This window comes from Brevundimonas sp. FG8 (assembly GCF_057808845.1).
The window spans coordinates 112,853-134,906 of the sequence record NZ_JBMDIU010000003.1; the positions used below are offsets into that span (position 1 = coordinate 112,853).

General features: G+C 65.9%; 25 protein-coding genes. 5 read left to right on the forward strand and 20 right to left on the reverse strand.

All coding sequences use genetic code 11. From position 1 onward, the window contains the following. Positions 1-2: 2 nt before the first annotated feature. From ACODRV_RS06850 to lipA, 13 genes are all read right to left on the reverse strand, one after another. Positions 3-1,277 (reverse strand): pyruvate dehydrogenase complex dihydrolipoamide acetyltransferase, encoded by a 1,275-nt coding sequence (locus ACODRV_RS06850; protein ID WP_141626604.1) that lies wholly within the window; start codon positions 1,275-1,277, stop codon positions 3-5. Beyond that, on the reverse strand, positions 1,274-1,591 hold the full coding sequence (locus ACODRV_RS06855) for a DUF5076 domain-containing protein (RefSeq protein WP_141626603.1): 318 nt from the start codon (positions 1,589-1,591) through the stop codon (positions 1,274-1,276). Before ACODRV_RS06855 ends, ACODRV_RS06850 begins: the two co-directional genes overlap by 4 nt. Next, entirely contained in the window at positions 1,588-2,979 is a 1,392-nt protein-coding gene (locus tag ACODRV_RS06860) for a pyruvate dehydrogenase complex E1 component subunit beta (RefSeq protein WP_141626602.1), read from the reverse strand. The genes ACODRV_RS06855 and ACODRV_RS06860 overlap by 4 nt, the downstream gene beginning before the upstream one ends. Before the next feature lie 3 nt (positions 2,980-2,982). Next, entirely contained in the window at positions 2,983-4,002 is a 1,020-nt protein-coding gene (gene pdhA, locus ACODRV_RS06865; protein ID WP_141626601.1) for a pyruvate dehydrogenase (acetyl-transferring) E1 component subunit alpha, read from the reverse strand. 114 nt (positions 4,003-4,116) lie between these two features. Further along, positions 4,117-4,434, reverse strand: a complete 318-nt coding sequence (locus ACODRV_RS06870; RefSeq protein WP_141628281.1) for an FtsB family cell division protein — start codon at positions 4,432-4,434, stop codon at positions 4,117-4,119. 125 nt (positions 4,435-4,559) lie between these two features. Further along, a complete protein-coding gene (gene eno / locus ACODRV_RS06875; RefSeq protein WP_488907827.1) occupies positions 4,560-5,837 on the reverse strand; it encodes a phosphopyruvate hydratase in 1,278 nt (425 codons plus the stop codon). 91 nt (positions 5,838-5,928) lie between these two features. Further along, positions 5,929-6,543, reverse strand: coding sequence for a hypothetical protein (locus tag ACODRV_RS06880; protein WP_488907828.1), 615 nt, complete (start codon positions 6,541-6,543; stop codon positions 5,929-5,931). A 108-nt stretch (positions 6,544-6,651) separates the two neighbouring features. After that, a complete protein-coding gene (rpmF, locus tag ACODRV_RS06885; RefSeq protein ID WP_141626598.1) occupies positions 6,652-6,834 on the reverse strand; it encodes a 50S ribosomal protein L32 in 183 nt (60 codons plus the stop codon). Between the two features lie 124 nt (positions 6,835-6,958). Beyond that, the gene (locus tag ACODRV_RS06890; RefSeq protein ID WP_141626597.1) at positions 6,959-7,477 is read right to left on the reverse strand and encodes a GNAT family N-acetyltransferase; all 519 of its coding nucleotides are present in this window, start codon (positions 7,475-7,477) and stop codon (positions 6,959-6,961) included. A gap of 41 nt (positions 7,478-7,518) precedes the next feature. After that, positions 7,519-8,052, reverse strand: a complete 534-nt coding sequence (locus ACODRV_RS06895) for a GNAT family N-acetyltransferase (RefSeq protein ID WP_488907829.1) — start codon at positions 8,050-8,052, stop codon at positions 7,519-7,521. Continuing rightward, positions 8,045-9,157 carry an NAD(P)/FAD-dependent oxidoreductase gene (locus ACODRV_RS06900; RefSeq protein WP_488907830.1) on the reverse strand — a complete coding sequence of 371 codons (1,113 nt, stop codon included), beginning with the start codon at positions 9,155-9,157 and terminating at the stop codon, positions 8,045-8,047. The genes ACODRV_RS06895 and ACODRV_RS06900 overlap by 8 nt, the downstream gene beginning before the upstream one ends. Continuing rightward, positions 9,154-9,609, reverse strand: coding sequence for a type II toxin-antitoxin system RatA family toxin (locus ACODRV_RS06905; RefSeq protein WP_488907831.1), 456 nt, complete (start codon positions 9,607-9,609; stop codon positions 9,154-9,156). Before ACODRV_RS06905 ends, ACODRV_RS06900 begins: the two co-directional genes overlap by 4 nt. A gap of 7 nt (positions 9,610-9,616) precedes the next feature. After that, entirely contained in the window at positions 9,617-10,579 is a 963-nt protein-coding gene (gene lipA, locus ACODRV_RS06910; protein WP_488907832.1) for a lipoyl synthase, read from the reverse strand. A gap of 176 nt (positions 10,580-10,755) precedes the next feature. Between lipA and ACODRV_RS06915 the strand changes: the two genes are divergently transcribed. Both ACODRV_RS06915 and ACODRV_RS06920 read left to right on the forward strand, forming a co-directional pair. Then, a complete protein-coding gene (locus ACODRV_RS06915) occupies positions 10,756-12,309 on the forward strand; it encodes an AMP-binding protein (protein WP_488907833.1) in 1,554 nt (517 codons plus the stop codon). A gap of 78 nt (positions 12,310-12,387) precedes the next feature. Continuing rightward, positions 12,388-12,783, forward strand: a complete 396-nt coding sequence (locus tag ACODRV_RS06920) for a DoxX family protein (RefSeq protein ID WP_488907834.1) — start codon at positions 12,388-12,390, stop codon at positions 12,781-12,783. Here the strand turns inward: ACODRV_RS06920 and ygiD are convergent, their stop codons facing one another. The 4 genes from ygiD to ACODRV_RS06940 all read right to left on the reverse strand — a co-directional run bounded on the left by ygiD (position 12,784) and on the right by ACODRV_RS06940 (position 15,585). Continuing rightward, positions 12,784-13,539, reverse strand: a complete 756-nt coding sequence (ygiD, locus tag ACODRV_RS06925; RefSeq protein ID WP_141626591.1) for a 4,5-DOPA-extradiol-dioxygenase — start codon at positions 13,537-13,539, stop codon at positions 12,784-12,786. It abuts the gene before it with no gap. A 4-nt stretch (positions 13,540-13,543) separates the two neighbouring features. Continuing rightward, positions 13,544-14,146: an NAD(P)H:quinone oxidoreductase gene (gene wrbA / locus ACODRV_RS06930; protein ID WP_488907835.1), complete on the reverse strand. Its 603-nt coding sequence runs from the start codon at positions 14,144-14,146 to the stop codon at positions 13,544-13,546. 84 nt (positions 14,147-14,230) lie between these two features. Continuing rightward, the gene (locus ACODRV_RS06935; protein ID WP_488907836.1) at positions 14,231-14,686 is read right to left on the reverse strand and encodes a hypothetical protein; all 456 of its coding nucleotides are present in this window, start codon (positions 14,684-14,686) and stop codon (positions 14,231-14,233) included. Further along, positions 14,686-15,585, reverse strand: coding sequence for a D-alanyl-D-alanine carboxypeptidase family protein (locus tag ACODRV_RS06940; protein WP_240811773.1), 900 nt, complete (start codon positions 15,583-15,585; stop codon positions 14,686-14,688). Before ACODRV_RS06940 ends, ACODRV_RS06935 begins: the two co-directional genes overlap by 1 nt. A 122-nt stretch (positions 15,586-15,707) precedes the next feature. Here ACODRV_RS06940 and ACODRV_RS06945 point away from each other — a divergent pair, with 122 nt between their 5' ends. The 3 genes from ACODRV_RS06945 to ACODRV_RS06955 are packed head-to-tail and all read left to right on the forward strand — an operon-like array spanning position 15,708 to position 18,426. After that, positions 15,708-17,078, forward strand: coding sequence for an MFS transporter (locus tag ACODRV_RS06945; protein ID WP_141626588.1), 1,371 nt, complete (start codon positions 15,708-15,710; stop codon positions 17,076-17,078). Between the two features lie 14 nt (positions 17,079-17,092). Next, positions 17,093-17,881: a nucleoside triphosphate pyrophosphohydrolase gene (gene mazG / locus ACODRV_RS06950; protein WP_488907837.1), complete on the forward strand. Its 789-nt coding sequence runs from the start codon at positions 17,093-17,095 to the stop codon at positions 17,879-17,881. After that, positions 17,878-18,426, forward strand: a complete 549-nt coding sequence (locus ACODRV_RS06955; RefSeq protein ID WP_141626586.1) for a DUF1643 domain-containing protein — start codon at positions 17,878-17,880, stop codon at positions 18,424-18,426. Before mazG ends, ACODRV_RS06955 begins: the two co-directional genes overlap by 4 nt. On the opposite strand, the gene ACODRV_RS06960 is transcribed toward ACODRV_RS06955, so the two are convergent. The 3 genes from ACODRV_RS06960 to hfq all read right to left on the reverse strand — a co-directional run bounded on the left by ACODRV_RS06960 (position 18,423) and on the right by hfq (position 21,915). Beyond that, a complete protein-coding gene (locus ACODRV_RS06960) occupies positions 18,423-20,060 on the reverse strand; it encodes a Na+/H+ antiporter (RefSeq protein WP_141626585.1) in 1,638 nt (545 codons plus the stop codon). The two genes, ACODRV_RS06955 and ACODRV_RS06960, sit on opposite strands and share 4 nt — an antisense overlap. Before the next feature lie 168 nt (positions 20,061-20,228). Beyond that, positions 20,229-21,530, reverse strand: coding sequence for a GTPase HflX (hflX, locus tag ACODRV_RS06965; RefSeq protein ID WP_141626584.1), 1,302 nt, complete (start codon positions 21,528-21,530; stop codon positions 20,229-20,231). A 139-nt stretch (positions 21,531-21,669) separates the two neighbouring features. Next, on the reverse strand, positions 21,670-21,915 hold the full coding sequence (gene hfq, locus ACODRV_RS06970; RefSeq protein ID WP_131249128.1) for an RNA chaperone Hfq: 246 nt from the start codon (positions 21,913-21,915) through the stop codon (positions 21,670-21,672). Between the last annotated feature and the right edge of the window lie 139 nt (positions 21,916-22,054).

A 22,054-nucleotide genomic window follows, 5' to 3' on the forward strand; every position in this document is an offset into this window, starting at 1 on the left:
CTCTACGCCAGCATCGTTACGGGATCTTCGATCAACGGCTTGAACGCCTGCAGGAAGCGGGCGCCCGTCGCGCCGTCGACGACGCGGTGATCGCAGGTCATCGTCACCGTCATGACAGTAGCGACGGCCAGTTGGCCGTTCTTGACGACCGGACGTTGCTCGCCCGCGCCGACGCTCATGATCGCGCCTTGCGGCTCGTTGATGATCGACGAGAACTGCTTGATGCCGAACATGCCCAGATTGGACACCGAGAAGGTGCCGCCCTGGAACTCTTCCGGCTTCAGCTTGCGGTCGCGGGCGCGCTTGGCCAGGTCCTTGGACTCGGTGGCGATCTGCGACAGCGACTTCAGCTCGGCCTTGCGGATGATCGGGGTGATCAGGCCGCCGTCGATCGCCACAGCCATCGCCACATCGGCGTTGTGGTGCATGGCGATGCCTTCCGGCGTGTAGCTGGCGTTGGCTTCCGGCACCGCCTTCAGGGCCATGGCGGCGGCCTTGATGACGAAGTCGTTGACCGAGACCTTCACGCCGTCCTTCTCGAGCAGCGCATTGATCTTCGCGCGGGCCGCCAGCAGGGCGTCCAGCTCGACATCGATGAACAGCGGGAAGTGCGGCACCTGCTGGATCGATTCGACCATGCGCCGGGCGATGGCCTTCTTCATGCCGTCCAGCGGGATCAGGTCATAGCTGCCGTCCGGAATGCCCATCTGGGCCAGCGACTGGACGGGACGCGAAGCGATGCCCGAAGCGGCAGTCGTCGCCGGAGCGGACTTGGCGCCGCCCTTGCCTGCAGACTCGACGTCACGCTTGACGATACGGCCATGCGGGCCGGTGCCCTTGACCGACGACAGGTCCAAACCCGCCTGGGCCGCCAGACGGCGAGCCAGCGGCGAGGCGAACAGACGTCCGCCGTCAGCAGCCTTGGCGGCCGGAGCCGGAGCCGCGGCGGCCTTCGGAGCCTCGGCCTTGGCGGCTTCAGCCTTCGGCGTCTCAGCAGCCTTCGGTGCGTCAGCCTTGGGCGCAGGCGCGGCAGCGCCGCCCTCGTCCTTCAGGCGGGCGATCGGCGTGTTGACCTTCACGCCCTCGGTCCCTTCGGCCACGAGGATGTCGGTGATCTCGCCCTCGTCCACGGCCTCGACTTCCATCGTGGCCTTGTCGGTTTCGATCTCGGCGATGACATCACCGGCCTTGACCACATCCCCGGCCTTCACGTGCCACTTGGAGAGAACGCCCTCCTCCATGGTCGGAGACAGGGCGGGCATCAGGATGTCGGTCATTGCACACCTCGCGACGGCGCAACCGACTCGGTGACGGTCTGTACGTTGTTGGCCTTGATGGTGTCGCTCAGCCCCTGAAGGATGCGGTTGTACGCCTCCTTCTCATTGTGGCCGTGACGCACGGCATAGCCGTGGGCCATGTGCCGGGCTGCGATGGCCAGCAGTTGGCCGAACTGGGCCGGATCGTTGAAGGCGGGCTTCACCGACATGACCGGCTCCCCCTTGGACCACCACATGCGGATGATCTCGACGGCTTCCGCGTCCTCGGCAACGCTGTCCGGGGTGCTCAGCGCGAATTCGTTGGGTTCGCTCATGCCATCACCTGCTTCACGGCCTTGATGATCTTGTCCACGCCCGGCAGCGAGAGGGCTTCCAGATTGGCGGCATAGGGCAGCGGCACGTCTTCCTGGTGCACGCGCAGCGGCGGCGCGTCGAGGTAGTCGAACGCATGCTCGATCACCCGGGCCACGACCTCGGCGCCGACGCCCATCGGACCCCAGCCCTCTTCGGCCGAGACCAGACGGTTGGTCTTCTTGACGCTGTTGACGATGGTCTCGTGGTCCAGCGGACGCAGGGTGCGCAGGTCGACGACCTCGACCGAGATACCTTCGCCCGCCAGTTGCTCGGCGGCCTGAAGGGCGAAACCGACCATGCGGCTGTGCGCCGTGATGGTGACGTCCGTGCCCTCGCGGCGGACCTTGGCCTTGCCGATGGGCAGGACATAGTCCTCGACTTCCGGCACGTCGAACTCAAGGCCGTACATCATCTCGTGCTCGAGGAAGACGACCGGGTTCGGGTCGCGGATGGCCGCCTTCAGCAGCCCCTTGGCGTCAGCGGCGTCGTACGGCGCGATGACCTTCAGGCCCGGGACCTGCGCGTACCAGGCCGAATAGTCCTGACTGTGCTGGGCCGCCACGCGCGACGCGGCGCCGTTCGGGCCGCGGAAGACGATCGGCGCCTTGATCTGACCGCCCGACATATACAGCGTCTTGGCGGCCGAGTTGATGATGTGGTCGATCGCCTGCATCGCGAAGTTGAACGTCATGAACTCGACGATCGGCTTCAGCCCCGCCATGGCGGCGCCGACGCCGAGGCCGGCGAAGCCGTGCTCGGTGATCGGGGTATCGACGACGCGCTGGTCACCGAACTCCTGCAACAGCTCGCGGCTGACCTTGTAGGCGCCCTGGTACTGGGCGACTTCCTCGCCGATCAGGAAGACCTTGTCGTCCCGGCGCATTTCCTCGGCCATCGCGTCGCGCAGGGCGTCGCGGATGGTGGTCTTGACCACCTTGGCGTCGGCCGGGATTTCCGGATCCTTCAGCTCGACCGTCGGAACGGCAGTGACGGGGGCGGCCTTCTTCTCCGGCTCGCCGGAGGCGTCGGAGGCCGTATCCCGTTTATCCGTCGTCGCACTTTCCGTAGCCGAATTCGCAGTCGAATCCGTCTTCGAAATCGTCGGCGCGTCCTCGCCCGCCAGACGGGCGATCGGGGTGTTGACCTTCACGTTCTCGGAGCCTTCGGCGACGAGGATTTCGAGCACTTCGCCCTCGTCCACCGCCTCGACTTCCATCGTGGCCTTGTCGGTTTCGATCTCGGCGATCACCTGACCTGCGGAAACGACGTCTCCGGCCTTGATGTGCCATTTGGTCAGCGTGCCCTCTTCCATCGTGGGGGACAGCGCCGGCATCAGAATGTCGGTCACGGATCAGGCCTCCACGTAGACGTCAGTATAGAGCTCGGACGGATCGGGCTCCGGGCTCTCTTGGGCGAATTGAACAGCTTCGGCGACGATCGCCTTGATCTCGTTGTCGATGGCCTTCAGCTCATCTTCGGTCGCCTTGGCCTGCTCGAGCAGCATCTTGACGTGATCGATCGGGTCGCGGGTCTTCTTGACCTCATCAACCTCTTCCTTGGTGCGGTACTTGGCCGGGTCCGACATCGAGTGCCCCCGGTAGCGATAGGTCTTCACCTCAAGGATGAACGGGCCGCCGCCCTCGCGGGCACGCTTTACCGCGCGGGCCACCGCGTCGCGGACCGCGAGCACATCCATGCCGTCAACCTGCTCACCCGGGATGCCGAAGCTGGCCCCGCGGTTATACAGCTCGGTCGTGGACGAGGAGCGCTCGATGCTCGTGCCCATGGCGTACTGGTTGTTCTCGATGATGTAGATGGCCGGCAGCTTCCACAGCTGGGCCATGTTGAAGCTCTCGTACACCTGACCCTGGTTCGAGGCGCCATCGCCGAAATAGACAAAGGCCACAGAGTCGTCGCCGCGGTACTTGCCGGCAAAGGCCAGGCCCGTGCCGAGCGCCACCTGGGCGCCGACGATGCCGTGGCCGCCATAGAAGCCGGTCGGCACGTCGAACATGTGCATCGAGCCGCCCTTGCCCTTGGACGAGCCGCCGATACGGCCGGTCAGTTCGGCCATGACTTCCTTCGGGTCCATGCCGGCGGCCAGCATGTGGCCGTGGTCACGGTATCCGGTGATGATCTTGTCGTGGCCCGGCTTGACGCTCTCCTGAACGCCCACCGCCACCGCCTCCTGGCCGATGTACAGGTGGCAGAAGCCGCCGATCAGACCCATGCCGTAGAGTTGCCCCGCACGCTCCTCGAAACGGCGGATCAGGACCATCTCGCGGTAGAACCGCAGGAGGTCCTCTTTCGAGGCCGTCGGGGTGTTGGGAAGTTTCCTTGATTCAGCCTTCGCGGCGGGGGCTTTCGCCATCCGTGATCTCCCGGTGGGACCCCGCTAGGCAGGGACGCTTGTCGTTACGGAAAGGGGCTTTAGCAGCCTTCGATCCAGAAACGCAAAGCGACCCTGTGAAGCTGTAACCAAAGTTCACGAGTTATGCGGCTTGACGTTCCGGGCAGCCGGAGCCGTCACGCGGATCACGTAGTCGCGAGGGTCGGCAAAGCCCAGAACCGCCCGGGCGCGCTCTTCGAGCAGGTCACGCGAAAGACTGCCGTTCCGCAGATAGCGAACGCGCACTTCCAGATCCTGCTTTTGCTCAAGAATATCGGCCAGTTGGGCCTCACGGCGCACCAGCAGATCATCGCGCTCGCCGCCACTCAGCAAACCCCGCTCGCCCGTCAGGGCCTGAACGCCCAGATAGGCGATCAGCAAAAGCAGGACACATGAGGGGACGTAGGGCTTCATCCGTTCAGGCACTCGACCGCTCCTTCTGAGCGCAAACTCGCAGTCAACGAGTTATGACCGAAAAGCCCTAACGAACCGTAGCTTGGCCGTAAAATCTACGGCCGTCGCCACGCCATCCGCGACCTCTATTTCAGCAACATGCCGCCACCGAAATAGTCGGCCTGATCGCCCAGCATCTCCTCGATTCGCAGAAGCTGGTTGTACTTGGCCGTCCGGTCCGAGCGCGCCAGCGAGCCGGTCTTGATCTGACCGCAGTTGGTGGCGACCGCCAGGTCGGCGATAGTCGAATCCTCCGTCTCGCCCGAGCGGTGGCTCATGACGGCGGTGTAGCCGGCGCGATGAGCCATATCGACCGCATCCAGTGTCTCCGAAAGCGTGCCGACCTGATTGACCTTGATCAGGATCGAGTTGGCGAGACCCTCGCCGATACCGGCGGCCAGACGGGCCGGATTGGTCACGAACAGGTCGTCGCCGACGATCTGCACGCGGTCGCCCAGACGATCGGTCAAAATCTTCCAGCCGTCGAAATCATCCTCGGCGCAACCATCCTCGATCGAAACGATGGGGAAGCGCTCGCACAGGTCAGCCAGGTAACCAACCATGCCGTCGGCATCGAAGGTCTTCCCCTCGCCCGCCATGACATACTTGCCGTCCTTGAAGAACTCGGTCGCCGCGACGTCGAGGCCGAGATGGAAGTCCTCGCCGGCCAGATAGCCCGCCGATTGACCGGCCTTGGTGATGAATTCCAGCGCGGCTTCGGCCGACAGCAGGTTCGGCGCGAAACCACCCTCATCGCCGACGTTGGTGTTATGCCCCGCATCCTTCAGGGCCTTCTTCAGCGCGTGGAAGATTTCGGCGCCCATGCGCAGGGCTTCCGAGAAGTCCTCAGCGCCGGTCGGCAGGATCATGAATTCCTGGATGTCGATCGGGTTGTCGGCGTGCGCGCCGCCGTTGATGATGTTCATCATCGGGGTCGGCAGAACGCGGGCCGAGACGCCGCCCAGATAGCGGTAAAGCGGCAGGTTCGAGGAAATGGCGCTGGCCTTGGCGCAGGCCAGCGAGACGCCCAGAATGGCGTTGGCGCCGAGGCGCGCCTTGTTCTGCGTGCCGTCCAGACCGATCAGGGTCTCGTCGATGCGGCGCTGGTCTTCCGCATCCATGCCTGACAGGGCGTCGAAGATTTCGCCGTTCACGGCGTCTACGGCCTTTTGGACACCCTTGCCGCCCCAGAAGTCCTTGTCGCCGTCACGCAGTTCCACGGCCTCGTGGGCGCCGGTCGATGCGCCGGACGGCACCGCGGCACGGCCGAAGCTGCCATCCTCCAGCACCACATCCACTTCCACCGTCGGATTGCCCCGGCTGTCGAGGATCTGGCGGGCGACGATTTCAGCGATGTCGGTCATGGCGGGCTCTGCTTGCAGGAGGTCTGTCTCTCTCCGCGTTTAGCCCGCCCGAGGGCGACGGGGCAAGGAAAGAGCCCTGCCCCGCTCCCGGTCAGGCACAGCCCTCAACGTACTGGATGGACGGACCACCGGCGGCGATCGAGGCGACCTTGCCGTCCTTGCCGATCTCGAACACCATACCGCGCGCCGCAGGGTCCTCGACATAGGTGTTCAGCAGGCGGCCATTTCCGGGCCAGGTCGTCAGATAGCCGGCCGGCGCTTCGACGTATTTGTGAGGACTGAAGGCGGCGGCGCTGCCGTAGTTCGCCTTCAGCCGCTCCGCGTCGTCACCGATGCCGTAGCCTTCCTGCGTTTTCACGGGCGAACCGCGAACCAGCCAGATGCTCGTCAGCATGCCGCGCTCCAGCATGACCTGCAGCCCTTCCGGCGCCCGGGCGGGATGGAAGATGTCGCAAGCGTCCGGATCTGCGCCACCAACGGCATTCGGGTTGGCGTCCGGCCCAAGAGCCGCTTCGACCTCGGCGCGGGTCATGCCGATCCGCAGCGGACCGAAGCCATTCGCGGTGAGCACATCAGCGCCGACGGGCGGGGTCGGCGTCTGCGGCGCGGGAGCCGGAGCGGGTTCAGGCGCGGCGGCGGGCTCCTGCGGCGCATTACAGGCGGCGACAGTCAGAGCAGCGGCGGTCAGCAGAAGTCGGCGGATCATGAAGGCCTCCAGAGGTTTCCTGGAGCCATAAACGCACGAAAACGGCGCGCGATGACCTCGCGCGCCGTTAAAATCTTTCGTCCGACCGAAGCCGGCGACGTCAGAAGACTAGTCTTCCTTCGGCGTCAGAACCTGGCGGCCGCGGTAGGTGCCGGTCTTCAGGTCAATGTGGTGCGGGCGCTTCAGCTCGCCGGTGTCCTTGTCCTCGACGTAGGAGTTGGTCCCCAGGGCGTCGTGGGCGCGGCGCATGTTGCGACGCGAGGGCGATACTTTGCGCTTCGGAACGGCCATGTCCGTCTCAATCTTCTGGTCGGGCGCCGATGAGGGCGCGAAAACAATAGCGGCGGCCCCATGTCCCTGAAAAAGGGGGAGCCGCCTTGCGAGCGCGGGCTTATGCATGAACCCGCTGGCGATTTCAAGTCTCGGAACGACGAGCCCAGTCCGTTCGCGAAAGCGACAGATAAACACTATCCTTCCACACCCCGCCCACATTCACCGTCGCGGCCTCGAAGCCTGTCCGCCGGAAGCCCAGCTTTTCCAGCAAACGCAGGGACGGCGCATTCTCCGGGTCGACGTCCGCAACGGCCTCATCGAATTCCGTCAACGCGAACATGCGATCAAGCACCGCCGTGATCGCTTCGGTCGCCAATCCCTGTCCCCAGTGATCCGGATGCAGAATGTAGCCGATTTCCGGCGGGCGCCAGAACCCTGCCTTGCCGATCACCACGCCATCTCGCTCGATCAGCAGGTCCAGACCCGAATCATTTCCCGCGATCATGCTATCCAGCCAGACGGCGGTCGTTTCAGGCGACTCGTGGGGTGGCGTGGACCACCACCGGGTCGCCTCCGGCTGCGACAACACCGCGTGAACCGCCGCAAGATCTTCGGAACGGGCCGGGCGGAGCCTCAGTCGGGGCGTGACGATATCCATCATCCGCGAATTCAGGCTCGCCCTTCGTGCTGTCAATCCCGTCGTCAGACGCTGAGGTGTCGTTCCATCACGATAAAGCTCAGGTCATCCCGCTTCGGCAGGCCAAACCGTGTGTCTCCATAGGGGAAAGGCAAGGTCTCACCGGTCGCCGTGTAGCCCAGCCTCTGGTACCAGGCGATCAGGGCGACCCTTTGCGGGATGACCGAGATGCGGACACGTTGCGCGGCGAACCTCTCGGCCATGGTGTGCTCAGCGGTCGCGATCAGGCGTCGCCCCAGCCCGGCGTTCTGAAGCTTCGGCCTGACCGAAAGCATGCCGAAATAGCCGACCCCTGCCTCGCGTCGCGCAATCAGGATACAGCCCACAAGGGTATCGCCGTCCCATGCCGTCAGCAGACCTTGGTCCGGATCGGAGAGAATGGAGGCCAGGTCCTCGGCGTCGGTGCGTTGGCCGTCCAGCAGGTCCGCCTCGGTCGTCCAGCCCGCGCGCGAAGCCTCACCGCGATAGGCGCTCTCGATCAGGGCATGGAGGGCGGGAATATCCGAAGCGACCGCATCCCGGATCATCAGTTCAGTCACGCGCCACCCTGTCCGCCACGGCCTCGCCGATCGCCAGCGAACTGGTCAGGCCCGGGCTCTCGATGCCGAACAGAGCCACCAGACCGTCGATGCCATGGTCCTCACGGTCGCGCAGCTGGAAGTCCGGCTGCGGCTCGCCCCTGCCATGCAGCTTGGGCCGGATGCCGGCGTAGTCGGGGGTCAGCCCGCCCTCCGGCAGACCGGGCCAGAACCGCCGGATGTAGTGTTCGAACTCCGACGCCTTGGACGGATCGACCGAATAGTCCTCGGTCTCGACATAGACGAGGTCCGGTCCAAACACCGCCTGTCCGCCCAGATCCTTGCGGTAGTGGGTGCCCAGCGCGCCGGGAACGGGCGGCGGATAGACCAGTCGTTCAAACGGCGCCTTGCCGGTCAGGCGGAAATAGACTCCCTTGCCGAAATGCCCCTTGGGGATGCGGTCCGCCGGATAGCCTTCGATGCGGGCCGCCACAGCCTGTGCGCCCAGACCCGGCGCGGTCACAAGCAGGCCTGTGGTCAGGGCCGCCCCGCCCTCCCCGCCCGCGACGATCCGGAAGCCGCCGCCCGGCAGAGGCTCGGCACGCTCGAACGGAGTGGACAACACCACCGATCCACCGGCGTCCTCGATCTCGCCTTGCAAGGCCAGCATATAGTCATGACTGGCGAACAGGCCGCTCTCCGGCGACAGGATGGCCGCATGGGCGTTCAGTCCCGGCTCCATGGCCCGCGCCTGCGCCCCGGTCAGGTGCTCCAGTCCCTCGACGCCATTGGCGGTGGCCTGCTGGAAGATGGTCTCGATCCGCTCGACCTCGGCCTCTTCGGTCGCCACGACCAGCTTGCCGCATTTGCGATAGTCGACCTTGTGGCTGTCCAGAAAGGCGTAAAGCGCTCGCCGCCCCTCGACACAGAACCGCGCCTTGAGCGAGCCCGTAGGATAATAGAGCCCGCCGTGGATGACCTCGCTGTTGCGCGAAGAGACGCCCTGACCGATGTGCGGTTCCTTCTCGAGCACAAGAACCGACAGCCCCCGCTTCGCCAGCGCGCGGCCGCACGCCAGACCGACCGCGCCGGCCCCCACTACCGTCGCGTCGAAGTCAAAGCTCATGCCTGCTGCCCGTACCTGCGCGCCGCCTCGGCCTCAAAGCTGCTCATCAGGGCCGAGACCGCGCGGTCGAAGTTCGCCTGCAGCATGCCGTTGAGGAGCGGATTGGCAAAGGCGAAGTCGATCATGAACTCGACCCGCGTCCCCTTTTCGTCAGGGAAGAACTGCCAGCGGTTCCTCAGGTGCCGGAACGGCCCCCGCAACAGGCCGACCTCAACCATAGGTGCATTGCGGTCGTGCCGAACCCAGGTCGAGAAACGCTCGGTCAGGAAGGAGAAACCGACGGAGGCCTCCGCATCCACCACGGTCACGCCGGGTCGCTCCTCACGCGGGTTCCACACCCGCATGCCGGTCACCCACTTCACGAAGGCCGGATAGGCCTTCACATCCGCCACCAGCTCCGCGAGCTGATCCGGCTGATAAGGCAGGATTTTCGTAACGCGGTGAACGGCCAAGCGGGGCTCAGCGCCCAGTCTGAGCCAGACGCGCCGCCTTCAGCCGGGCGAAGTCGTCGCCCGCATGGTGGGAGCTGCGGGTCAGCGGGCTGGCGGACACCATCAGGAAGCCCTTGGCGCGTGCGATCGCCTCATAGGCCTTGAACTCTTCCGGAGTGACAAACCGTTCGATGGCCGCATGCTTGCGGGTCGGCTGCAGGTACTGGCCAATGGTGATGAAGTCGACGCCGGCGGACCGCATATCGTCCATCACCTGCATGACCTCTTCCTTGGTCTCGCCCAAGCCGACCATAATGCCGGACTTGGTGAACTGGTTGGGGTCGCGCTCCTTGACCATCTGCAGCAGACGCAGCGAGTGGAAGTAGCGGGCGCCCGGCCTGATCTTCAGATACAGGCGCGGAACGGTCTCGAGGTTGTGATTGAAGACGTCAGGCTTGGCGTCGATCATCACCGCCGCCGCCCCGTCCTTGCGCAGGAAGTCGGGCGTCAGAATCTCGATGGTGGTGTTCGGAGCCTGAATGCGGATCTGGCGCACCACTTCAGCGAAGTGGGCCGCGCCACCGTCGGACACGTCGTCCCGATCCACCGAAGTGATGACGACGTGGTTCAGGCCCATCTGCGACACGGCAAGACCGACCTTGCCCGGCTCTTCCGGGTCCAACGGCTGTGGCAGCCCGGTCTTCACATTGCAGAAGGCGCAGGCGCGGGTGCAGGTGTCGCCCATGATCATGAGCGTGGCGTGCTTCTGGCTCCAGCACTCGCCGATGTTAGGGCAGGCGGCCTCTTCGCAAACCGTCACCAGCCCCTTGGAGCGAACAATATCCTTGGTCGCATTGTACTGGCCCGACCCGGGCGCTTTCACCCGAAGCCAATCCGGCTTTTTCAGAACAGCCGTTTCCGGGCGGTTCTGCTTTTCCGGGTGACGCAGTTCGGACGGCGTCTTCTTCAACGTGTCGATCAGGGTGACCAAGGCGGGCTCGGGCTCCGGAGGCGTGAAGGCGGTATGTCGTATTTCCGCGCGGCGAAGGCAAGGCGCGAGGGAACCTCACGCAAGGTAACGCATCTTTTCATTGGAAGCGCCCCGCACTAGTTTCCCCGGTTCAAAAGCACGGGCGCGGGCACAACGCGTCGACGGAGGACTGAGTTTTGCGCGTACCGCTTGAAGCCACGATCGGCGAAGAAGGCATTTTCGACGCCCTGATCGCCGCGCGCGAGACCTTTGGCGACAAGGAAATCCTGGAGGACCAGGACCGCAAGCCCCTCACCTACACCGGCCTGATCCGCGCCGCCTTCGTGCTCGGCCGCAAGATCGCGGCGATGACAGCGCCGGAAGAGCGTGTCGGCATCCTGTTGCCGTCGAGCATGGGCGTGGTGGTCACCTTCTACGGCCTGCACGCGCACGGCCGGGTGCCGGTGATGATCAACTTCACGGCGGGTGAGCGGAACATCAAGGCGGCGCTGGCCGCCGCAGGCGTAAAGAAGGTCCTGACGGCCCGCCGTTTCATCCAGCAGGCCAAGCTGGAAGAGCTGATCGCCGACATCGAGACTGCCGCCCAGATCGTCTGGCTGGACGACGTGCGCGCCACCATCGGCCTGCAGGACAAGCTGTACGGCCTCGCGGCTGGAATGATGCCCAGGCGCTTCCGCGTGAAGACCGATCCGTCGGGTCCGGGCGTGGTGCTGTTCACCTCCGGCAGCTTCGGCGCGCCGAAAGGCGTGGTGCTGAGCCAGTCCAATCTGGTCGCCAACTGCCGTCAGGTGGCCCAGCACATCAACCTGAAGCCGGAGTGGGTGATGTTCAACCCGCTGCCGACCTTCCACTGCTTCGGCCTGACCGGCGGCGTCCTGTTGCCCCTGCTGCAGGGGATGAAGGCCTTCCAGTATCCCTCCCCGCTGCACGCCAAGCAGATCGTCGAATTGATCCCGCAGGTGAAGGCCTCGATCCTGTTCGCGACGGACACCTTCCTGAACCAGTACGCCCGCGTGGCGGGACCCGACGACTTCGACAGCCTGCAGTTCGTCGTCGCCGGGGCCGAACGGGTGCGCGATGAAACCCACCACCTGTTCAACACCCGCTTCCACGGTCTGAAACTGCTGGAAGGCTATGGCGCAACCGAAGCGGCGCCGGTGGTGGCCGTGAATCATCCGGACCGCAACCGTCCCGGCTCGGTCGGCCAGATCCTGCCCGGCATGGAATGGCGGCTGGACGAGGTCCCGGGCATCGCCGAAGGCGGTCGTCTCTACCTGCGCGGTCCGAACGTGATGGAAGGCTATCTGTCGCCTGAAGACCCGCGCAAGATCGAGCCGCTGGAGAACGGCTGGCACGACACGGGCGACATCGTCGCCATTGATGACGAAGGCTACATCGAGATCCTCGGCCGGGTGAAGCGCTTCGCCAAGATCGGTGGCGAGATGGTCTCCCTGACCGCCGTCGAGGGGCTGGCCAGCGCGGTCTGGCCCGACGCCCGTCACGCCGTCGTCTCGATCCCCGATAGCCGCAAGGGCGAGAAGCTGGTGTTGGTCACCGACCGCAAGGACGCCGATGTCGCCAGCATGACCGAATGGGCGCGCGAGCACGGCGCGCCTGAGCTGGCCGTGCCGAAGAAGATCCTGCGCGTCGATGACGTGCCGGTGCTGGGAACAGGCAAGACTGACTATGTCGCCATTCAGCAGATGGCCGAACTCGACAAGGCCGCCTGACCCCGGCCACGCAGAACATTGTGCGACGGGCCGACTCCGGCCCACAGTGCCCACCTCTGACAAGAGAGGGAGGGTTTCATGTTCAACAAACTGTCTGCGTACCAACCGCAGTTGCTCAGCGTTCTGCGTATCGCGGCGGGGCTGATGTTCCTCTGCCACGGCACCGCCAAGGTGCTGGGCTTCCCGGCCGTGCCGGACGTACCCGCGCCGGGCCTCAGCCTCGCCGGCCTCTCGGGCCCATTGGAACTGGCCTTCGGCGCCCTGCTGGTGCTGGGCCTGTTCACCCGTCCCGTCGCCTTCCTGGCGTCCGGTTTCTGCGCCGTCGGCTATTGGCTTGTCCACGCCAAGAGCGGCGCGTTCCCGATCCTGAACGGTGGCGAGACCATCGCCCTGTATTGCTTCGTCTGGCTGTTCTTCGCCGCGGCGGGCGCCGGCCCGTGGTCGGTCGACGCCGCCATGCAGAAGAAGGGCTGATCAGCCGATACGCACGCCCGTCATCGAGATTGATCCACCCTCGATGACGTCGTTGAAGAAGCTCACATCGTCGCCCGGCGCGCGCTGGGCGGCGATGTAGAGCAGCGGGAGATAGTGCTCATCCGTCGGCACGCTCAGCTGGGCGTCCTCGGCCAGATTGACCCAGTCGATCAGGGCGTCGTCATCTCCGCGCATGAAGGCGGCCTTCACCGCCTCATTGAAGTGACCGGCCCACCCGTAGGGCTCGCCGCCAGCACGCTTCCAGGTCCGCAGGTTGTGCACGAAATCACCGGACCCGGCGATGATGACACCCTCGTCCCGCAACGGCGCCAGCCGCTTGGCGAGATCATAGTGTTCCCGCGGGGTCAGCCGACGGTTCAGCGAAAGCTGCACGACCGGTACATCGGCCTCGGGCCACACGTGGGCCAGAACGGACCATGTACCGTGATCCAGCCCCCATTGATCGGTCTGGACGGCCCCGGTCAGCTCCGACACCCGCGCGGCGAGGTCCGGCGATCCCGGCGCCGGATACTGCATCGCATGCAGTTCAGCAGGGAAGCCGCCGAAATCATGGATGGTTTCCGGTTTGGCCTGCGCCGTCACGCCCAGCCCGCCGGTTTCCCAGTGAGCCGAGATCATGACCACGCCCTTCGGCTTGCCCACAGCCTCGCCCAGAGCACGCCAGGCGTCCGCATAGGGACCGCCCAGAGCATTCATCGGAGAGCCGTGCCCGAAGAAGATCGCCGGCTGGCGCATTGTCTTACCCGTGCAGCTTCTTCGCCAGTTCGGCGATGTGCTTGCCCTGGAACCGGGCGCCGCCCAGTTCAATCTCGCTCGGCTGACGCGAACCGTCGCCGGCGGTGATCGTGGTGGCGCCGTAGGGAGCCCCGCCCTCGACCGAGTCCAGCGTCATCATGGCCTGATAGGAATAGGGCAGACCCACCACCGGCATGCCATGGTGCATGAAGAAGTTGTGCAGGCCCTGGAAGGTCGTTTCCTGACCGCCGTGCTGGGTGGCGCTGGCGGTGAACGCGCCGCCCACCTTCCCGATCAGCGCGCCGGTGAACCAGAGCCCGCCGGCCTGATCCAGAAAGGCCCGCATCTGCGACGCGGCCGAACCGAAACGGGTGCCGGCGCCGATGATGATTGCGTCATAGTCCTTCAGGTCGTCGATCCTGGCGATCGGAGCCTTCTGGTCGAGCTTGTAGTGCGAGGCCTTGGCCAGTTCTTCCGGCACGGTTTCCGGCACGCGCTTGATATCGACAGTCACGCCTTCGACCGAGCCCGCGCCTTCGGCGACGGCTTCAGCCATGGTTTCGATATGGCCATAGGTCGAATGATAGAGAACCAGAACGCGGGCCATCGGCCATCTCCTGAAAGACATAAGCAACAGTTGCAGTGCTTATTTCGAATGATGCGGGCGCCCGCGCAAGAGGCTGAAGCAAATTCAGTGGTGATGAATGGGACAAACCCGGTCGTAGAAGGCCTTGTCCGCGGGCGCGCCCAACCCATGCGACAGACGGAACCGGTGCTCGATCACCATGGCCTGCTGTTCGATGTTGAGATGGTCCCAGTCACAGTCGTCGGCAAGGGGATAGGCATAGCTGGCGGCGCTGTCGCCCGCCCGCAGCTTGCCGGTCAGCAGGTTCACGCCTCGCTGGGCCTGCCAAACATGAGCGAGCTCATGGATGAAGGTCGACTGAAGCTTCAGCGGCGCTGTCGACAGATCGGCCACCAAGGTCGCCTTGGGCCAGACGATCCAGTCCCGCCCGAACCAGCGACCCGGCACGAAGGCGCGATCAAAAGGCCAGGGCGACGGCAGGAAGCGGATCGGCGGATAGTCCAGCGTCTCCCCGAACGCCTCGCGGGCCAGTTCGATCTCGCCGGGCGTCAACGGGCGCATCAGGTCGGTGGAGGCGGCCCGACATAGCCGCCGGTCGGACTGACCCACTCCCAGTGCCAGGGCTCGTAAACATAGGGTACGAAGCCGAAACGCCCGGCGTTCTTCACCAGCCACCGGTAGGTCTCGGTCCGCGTCATATGCAGGCGGCTGACCGCCGAGGTGTTGTCGACGCCCAGCCCCTCGATCTGGCCGACGTAGAGGTCTACCGCAGTACCGGTGCGATGCGGGGAACAGGCGGCGCGACGCAGGCCGTCGCAATTGCCCTGCTGGGCGCAGCGGGCGGCGTCGGCCTCGGGGTCGCGGAAGCCGGAGAATATCTGCAGCAACTCGGGATTGGCGGCCACCTCGGGCACTTCCGCGCGAGCGGCGGCGACCAACTCGCGATAGGCCTCCAGCACATCACGACGCAGCAGGCGGGTCAGTCGGTCGGCGTGTTCCTCAGACTCAACGAGGTAGCCCAGCTGGTACAGCGGTGGCGGATCCGGACACGGCTGCTGATTGACCCGTGCCATGATGAAAGGCCGCCGTTCCTGCCAGACACCCCGGAAGACCTGGAACGTCGCCACGTCGAACCAGCCGGTGGCGGGCAGGCCGTGACTGTACTGGAACTCGGCCAGCACGCGGGCGAAGCGCGGCGAGGTCGGCGCGCAGTCGGTGGCGAGCTCCTTCTGGATCAGCGGCAGATAGGTCTCCCATCCGAACTCCCGCGCGCTGAACGGGGCCCATTCCATTCGCTGGAAGGATATGCCGTTGGCGAAGGCCGGCGCGGCCCAGTCAACCGCATCCACGTCACAGGCTTCGCCGCCACGGGTCTGCGCGGACGCGGCTTCAGCCATGCCGAGCCCCGTCGCGAGCGCGACGCAGGCCATCAGCTTCGACAGGAATACGCCCCGGATCATGAGGCGATGGTGGCCCGGAGACTGTGTTCGCCGCAAGGCCTGTCGGAGCGCTCGCGCGCGGGCGGCAAAGGCGGCATGGTGGGCGAGACGGTCGACTCGGGACCGTTGCTCCGGACCCGTCCATGACCGTCGCCGCCCAAACCACCACGCCGCAGCGGCGCTCCAATGCCGTGCTGGCCGCCTTCTCGACCGTCTGCCTGCCGCTGGCGGCGTTCGGCGTGGCCCTGCCCGTCACCCTGCCGGAGTTCTATGCGACCTTCGTCAAGCTGGAGCTGGGCGTGGTCGCGACGATGTTCATGGCCGTGCGCCTGATCGACATCACCTTCGACCCCTTCATCGGCTGGGCGATGGACCGGACGAAGACCCGGTTCGGCCGCTATCGTCCGTGGATGGTCGCCTCGACGCCGATCCTGATGCTGGCCGCCCTGATGATGTTCGTGATGGTCCAGCCGGGCGCGGGTGCGGGCTATCTCTTCGGCTGGCTGTTGGTGCTGTACCTCGGCTTCTCGATCGCCACCCTCGGACAGCTCGGCTGGGCCTCGGTGCTGGCGCCGGAGTACGACCAGCGCAGCCGGGTCTACGGCTGGTGGCAGGTGTTCAACATCATCGGGGTGATCGCCATCCTGATTCTGCCCACGGTGGTGATCCAGCTCAGGATCGGCGATTACGCCGACGGCGTGCGGATCATGGGCTGGGCGATCCTGATCTTCCTGCCGGTCACCATGGGGCTGGCGCTTCTGGTGGTGCCCGAGCCGGTCAATACGGGAGCCGCGCCGCATGGAGGACCGGGCGCCTACCTGAGCCTGTTCAAACGCAAGGCGGTCCGCAAGCTGCTGTTCGCCGACGTCCTGCTTGGTGTCGCACCGGGCATCACCGGCTCGCTGCTGTTCTTCTTCTTCGGCCAGATCAAGGGCTACGGGCACACCGAGGCCTCGCTGTTCATGCTGCTGTACTTCGTCGCCGGACTGGTCGGCGCGCCGTTCTGGGCATGGCTGGCGACGCGGGTCGGCAAGGACAAGGCGCTGGCCATCGCCAGCCTGGCCTTCGCGGCCCTCTATATCGGCGCGACGCTTGTGCCCGGCGGCAATTTCGCTCTGACGGCGGTCGTGATGTTCCTCGCGGGCCTGCCCTATGCGGCGGGGCTGTTCCTGCTGCGCGCCATGATGGCGGACGTGGGCGACGAGGTGCGGCTGGAGACCGGCGTGGACCGAACCGGCCTGATGTTCTCGATCCTGTCCGCCACCACCAAGATCGGCCATGTGGTCGCCCTCATCCCCTACCTGATCCTGCAATGGGTGGGCTTCAAGGCCATCCCGCCGACGGGGGGCAATAGCGAGTTCTCGCTGATCGCCCTGCAGGTGCTCTTCATCCTGCTGCCCGGGCTGCTGCTGGCGGCGGCGGCGCTGGTGCTGAAGAACTATCCCCTCACCCCCGCCCGCCATGACGAGATCCGCAAGGCGCTCGAGGCCCGTGACGCCAACCCGACGACCTGAGCAAGCCTGAACTGATGACCACCCCTATCGACCGCCTGAACGCCATCATGGCCCGCCTGCGCGCCCCCGTGGGCGGCTGCCCGTGGGACCTCGAGCAGACCTTCGAGACCATCGCCCCCTACACGCTCGAGGAGGCCTATGAGGTCGCCGACGCCATCGAGCGCAAGGACTGGACCGAGTTGAAGTCCGAGCTGGGCGACCTGCTGTTCCAGGTGGTTTTTCACGCCCGCATGGCCGAAGAGCAGGGGCTGTTCGTCTTCGACGACGTGGCCAACGCCATCGCCGACAAGCTGGAGCGCCGCCATCCGCATGTCTTCGGCGATGAGGCGGCCAAGGCGGACGGCGTGGCCCAGAAGGCCCGCTGGGAGGACATCAAGGCCGCCGAGCGAAAGGCCAAGGCCCAGCACGGGGTGCTGGACGACGTACCCGTCGGCCTGCCCGCCCTCGCCCGCGCCGCCAAGCTGACCCGGCGCGCCGCCCGCGTCGGCTTCGACTGGCCCTCGACCGATGAGGTCTTCGACAAGCTCCATGAGGAAGTCGCCGAACTGCGGGCCGAGATCGCCGCGGGCGATCTGGACAAGGCGAAGGGCGAGATCGGCGACCTGCTGTTCGTTGTCGCCAACCTGGCCCGCAAGCTGGGGGTCGAGCCCGAGGACGCCTTGCGGGGGTCGAACGCCAAGTTCGTGCGCCGCTTTGGCTTCATCGAGGCGGAGCTGGCCAAGGCGGGCAAAACGCCTGAGCAATCGGACCTCGCCGAGATGGACGGCCTGTGGGACGCGGCCAAGGTCGCGGAGCGGGCATGACCGCGGACAAGCACGACCCGGGCGGCAAGGTCCGGCTGGCCCTGATGCCCGGCGTCAACGGCGACGCGATCTTCAGCGCCGACGGGCGGTATCGCCAGCTGATGCGACGCTGGCTGGGGCCGGTGTTCCCGGATCGCTACATCCTGTTCATCGGCATGAACCCCTCGACGGCGGACGCCACGGTCAACGATCCGACCTGTGCGCGCGAATGGACGTTCGCCCAGCGCGAGGGCTTCGACGCCATGGTCAAGGCCAACGTCGGCGACTACCGGGCGACCGACCCCAAGATGCTGCTGGCCCCGGGGGTCGAGGCCTCCTCGCCCGACAACCTGCCCGCCATCCGCAAGGCGGCGGCGGGGGCCGGGCTGGTGGTCCTGTGCCACGGCAAGCTGAACAAGGCGCTGGCCCCGGCGGGCAAGGCCCTGATCGAGGCCCTGCGCGAGGACGGCATTCCCCTATGGTGCCTCGGGACCAATGGCGACGGCAGCCCTAAGCACCCGCTCTACCTGCGGGCTGATACGCCCCTGAGGCCCTTCGAAGCTTAGCTATATCTTAGCTCCTGCAGGTCGATCTCGCGGATCAGTTTCCTGGCCGTGACCTCGTCGATCTCGCGGCTGCGGGCGAGTCGGCGGAGTTCTTCCCGTTCGGCGTTCAGGCCGACGATGCGCAGGCGCCGCTCCACCTCGTCGCCGAGGCGGGCCAGTTCGACGTCGTCGTCGTCGGTGCGGGTCCGGCTCTCGATGCGGTGACGGTAGAACTCCATCAGACGGCTGGCGACATCGCTGTAGAGATCGGGATTGGACTTGCCTTCGGCCATGTCGTGGGAGGCGTCTTCAATGGCGATCAGGGCCGCCTGCGCAGCGGTGACCCGGCCATGGTCCTCCTCGCGCTGGTGTGAAGGCTCGGGCGGCAGTTCGACGCCCTTCAGCAGCTTCGGCAGGGCGATGGTCGCGACGACCAGCGAGACGATGATGACCGAGGCGGCCAGGAAGATCGCCAGGGTGCGGGCCGGCATGGGCGTGCCGTCGTCCAGCGCGAAGGGGACGGTCAGGATACCGGCCAGCGTGATCGCCCCGCGCACACCGGCCAGCGACATGACGGCGGTCAGGCGCAGGCCGACCTTGGGCGGCGGCCCCGACCGGCGTCTGCGGAACAGGGTCAGGCGCAGGGAGGTCCACACCCAGATGAAGCGGAGCGCCGCCAGCGCCGCGAAGGTGGCGGCGACATAGACCGCCAGCCACCAGACCTCGGGGCGGCTGGTCCCGGCCACGATCTCGGCCGAGCGGGACAGGATCGACGGCATCTGTTCGCCGAGGATGACGAAGATCATGCCGTTGGCGACGAACTGGACCGTATCCCAGACCACGGCGCGGCGGATGCGGGTCATGGCCAGCGACTGGCCCCGCGCCCCGCCCCGCTCGGTGAAGCTCATGGTCACGCCCGCCGCGACGGCGGCGAGGATGCCGGAGGCGTGGAGTTCCTCGGCCACCAGATAGGCTGCGAAGGGGATCAGCAGGCTGATGAGGATCTGGGCGCCGACGTCTTCACCCCAGCGACGGCTGATCCAGCCCTTGACGGTGCTGATGACCAGGGTGACGCCGACGCCTGCCGCGACCCCGGCCAGGGCCAGCCACATGAAGCTGCCGATCGCCTGCGTCAGGACGAAGGTCCCGGTCGAGGCGGCGACGATGGCCAGCCGCATGGCGGTCAGGCCGGTGGCGTCGTTAAGCAGGGACTCGCCTTCGAGGATGTGCATCAGCCGCTTGGGGATCGGCGCGCGGGCGGCGATGGCCTGCACCGCGATGGGATCGGTCGGCGACAGGATGGCGGCCAGGGCGAAAGCCACCGCCAACGGCATCTCGGGGATCATCCACCAGAGCAGGAAGCCCAGACCGACAACGGTGAAGATCACCAGCCCCAGCGCCAGTTCGAGAATGACGGCCCGGTCGCGGACCAGCGCCTCCTTGGGGATGCGCCAGCCGTCGAGGAACAGCAGTGGCGGCAGGAAGAGCAGGAAGAAAATGTCCGGCTCGAGGTCCACCGTCTGGCCGGTGACCAGAACGATGCCGGCCCCCAGCCCGATCTGGACCAGCGGCAGGGCGATGCGGGTGATGCGGGCGATAGACCCCGACACCACCACGGCCAGAAGCAGCAGAAGTGTGGTTTCGATCAGATGCACCGCACCGCCTCAAGCACGCGCGAAAAAACCGGGTGTGAAGAGTGTAATTCGTGCAGGCTTGTCCCTGTTATTTCAAAGACTTGCGATTGCACTGTTCGTTCTGCTTCCCTGCCGGAATCATTCTGTGTCGCAGTATGGCACGGCGATGCGGCAAAAACGGACGTATCGTCAGCTGAACTGCCGCTCGTACCGTCCCAGCGCCGCCGGGTGCAGGCGGACGGTGACGTGGGTGCGCCCCTCGTCGTCCGTTTCGCGGCCCGTGACCCGGCCGTTGGCATAGAGCCAGGCCAGCGCCTCGCCCTGATGCGGTTCGAGGGTGAAGTCGCTTTCGGGATCGTCGTCGATCAGACCGGCGATCGTCTCGCGCAGGAGATCGATCCCCTCCCCGGTCCAGGCCGAGACCGCCACGGCCTTGCCCTGCCCCCGCAGGCGTTCGGCGTGGCCGAGGGTGGCCTCGCGGGCGTCTTCATCCAGCAGGTCGATCTTGTTCCAGACCTCGAGAATCTTGCGGGTCTTGCCTTCGATGGCCGGGATCTGGTCCAGCACCGTCTCGACGTCCCCGGCCTGCGCCTCGGTGTCGGGGCTGGCGATGTCGCGGACGTGCAGGATCAGGTCGGCCTCGCCCACCTCTTCCAGCGTGGCGCGGAAGCTCTCGACCAGTTCGTGCGGCAGGTCGGAGATGAAGCCGACCGTATCGGCCACGATCGCCGGGCGACCCTGCGGCAGACGGATGGTGCGCTGGGTCGTGTCCAGCGTCGCGAACAGCAGGTCCTTGGCGAAGACCTCCGAGCCCGTCAGCCGGTTAAACAGGGTCGACTTGCCCGCGTTGGTGTAGCCGACCAGAGCGACGGTCGGGAACGGGACCTTCTGGCGGGCCTTGCGGTGCAGGCCGCGCGTGCGGCGCACCTCCTCCAGCTCGGCCTTCAGGCGGACGATGCGGTCGGCGATCAGGCGGCGGTCGATTTCGATCTGGGTTTCACCCGGACCGCCGGTCGAGCCGGTGCCGCCCCGTTGGCGTTCAAGGTGGGTCCAGGTGCGGACCAGACGCGAGCGCTCATAGTCGAGCCGCGCCAGTTCCACCTGCAGACGGCCTTCCTTGGTGCGGGCGCGACGACCGAAGATTTCGAGGATCAGGCCGGTGCGGTCGATGACCTTGCACTCCCACGCCTTCTCCAGATTGCGTTGCTGGACGGGGGTCAGCTGGTCGTCGACGACGACAGCCTCCGCCTCGGCGGCGCGCACGAGGGCGGCCAGTTCCTCGACCTTGCCCGAGCCGAACAGGGTGGCGGGCGTGGTCTTGCGCACGCGCACGATTTCCTCGGCGCGCACGTCGAGGTCCAGCGCGGCGGCCAGACCCACGGCTTCCTGCAAACGCTCCTCCGCCAGCCGGGGGCTGTCGGAACGTCCGTCAGGATGGATGACGACCGCACGGATGAGCGGCACGGAATGGTCGATGAGTTTGGTGGTCAGATCGGGTCTCGGAGTGGTGAGTGGTGAGTGACGAGTGGCGAGTTCAGGCCTGCTCTCACACTATGTAGTGACGAGCGTCATAAGGCGCATCCCTTCGGAAACGCGCTCGCCACTCGTCACTCGCCACTAAAAGCCGAAATCAGTCCTCGTCGGCGTCCGGCTCGTACAGCTGGACCGGGGCCGAGGGCATGATGGTCGAGATGGCGTGCTTGTAGACCAGCTGGGACTGGCCATCGCGGCGCAGCAGCACACAGAAGTTGTCGAACCAGGTGACGATGCCCTGCAGCTTGACCCCGTTGACCAGGAAGATGGTCAGCGGCGTCTTGGTCTTGCGAACCGAGTTGAGGAAGGTGTCCTGAAGGTTTTGACGCTTGTCTTGCGACATGGCGGGTAGTTCCCGTTCTTGATTGTTCTCCGGCCGGAGGAGCGGCGCGGGACCGGTCGGCGCCGGTTCGCCCACCTTAACGGCCCGGACGAGGGTCGCAACCGTGAATGCCCCATCGTCGCCTATTGATTGTTCGCAG

Excerpts from the sequence above, each read along its gene's own strand:
- ACODRV_RS06870 (WP_141628281.1), bottom strand. The coding sequence starts at position 4,434 with ATGAAGCCCTACGTCCCCTCATGTGTCCTGCTTTTGCTGATCGCCTAT.
- wrbA (WP_488907835.1), bottom strand. The coding sequence starts at position 14,146 with ATGGCCCGCGTTCTGGTTCTCTATCATTCGACCTATGGCCATATCGAA.
- ACODRV_RS06855 (WP_141626603.1), bottom strand. The coding sequence starts at position 1,591 with ATGAGCGAACCCAACGAATTCGCGCTGAGCACCCCGGACAGCGTTGCC.
- ygiD (WP_141626591.1), bottom strand. The coding sequence starts at position 13,539 with ATGCGCCAGCCGGCGATCTTCTTCGGGCACGGCTCTCCGATGAATGCT.
- ACODRV_RS06900 (WP_488907830.1), bottom strand. The coding sequence starts at position 9,157 with ATGAGCTTTGACTTCGACGCGACGGTAGTGGGGGCCGGCGCGGTCGGT.
- ACODRV_RS06935 (WP_488907836.1), bottom strand. The coding sequence starts at position 14,686 with ATGCGCCCGTTGACGCCCGGCGAGATCGAACTGGCCCGCGAGGCGTTC.
- ACODRV_RS06880 (WP_488907828.1), bottom strand. The coding sequence starts at position 6,543 with ATGATCCGCCGACTTCTGCTGACCGCCGCTGCTCTGACTGTCGCCGCC.
- ACODRV_RS06920 (WP_488907834.1), top strand. The coding sequence starts at position 12,388 with ATGTTCAACAAACTGTCTGCGTACCAACCGCAGTTGCTCAGCGTTCTG.
- rpmF (WP_141626598.1), bottom strand. The coding sequence starts at position 6,834 with ATGGCCGTTCCGAAGCGCAAAGTATCGCCCTCGCGTCGCAACATGCGC.
- ACODRV_RS06850 (WP_141626604.1), bottom strand. The coding sequence starts at position 1,277 with ATGACCGACATCCTGATGCCCGCCCTGTCTCCGACCATGGAGGAGGGC.
- hfq (WP_131249128.1), bottom strand. The coding sequence starts at position 21,915 with ATGTCGCAAGACAAGCGTCAAAACCTTCAGGACACCTTCCTCAACTCG.
- mazG (WP_488907837.1), top strand. The coding sequence starts at position 17,093 with ATGACCACCCCTATCGACCGCCTGAACGCCATCATGGCCCGCCTGCGC.
- pdhA (WP_141626601.1), bottom strand. The coding sequence starts at position 4,002 with ATGGCGAAAGCCCCCGCCGCGAAGGCTGAATCAAGGAAACTTCCCAAC.
- ACODRV_RS06945 (WP_141626588.1), top strand. The coding sequence starts at position 15,708 with ATGACCGTCGCCGCCCAAACCACCACGCCGCAGCGGCGCTCCAATGCC.
- ACODRV_RS06940 (WP_240811773.1), bottom strand. The coding sequence starts at position 15,585 with ATGATCCGGGGCGTATTCCTGTCGAAGCTGATGGCCTGCGTCGCGCTC.
- ACODRV_RS06955 (WP_141626586.1), top strand. The coding sequence starts at position 17,878 with ATGACCGCGGACAAGCACGACCCGGGCGGCAAGGTCCGGCTGGCCCTG.
- ACODRV_RS06890 (WP_141626597.1), bottom strand. The coding sequence starts at position 7,477 with ATGATGGATATCGTCACGCCCCGACTGAGGCTCCGCCCGGCCCGTTCC.
- eno (WP_488907827.1), bottom strand. The coding sequence starts at position 5,837 with ATGACCGACATCGCTGAAATCGTCGCCCGCCAGATCCTCGACAGCCGG.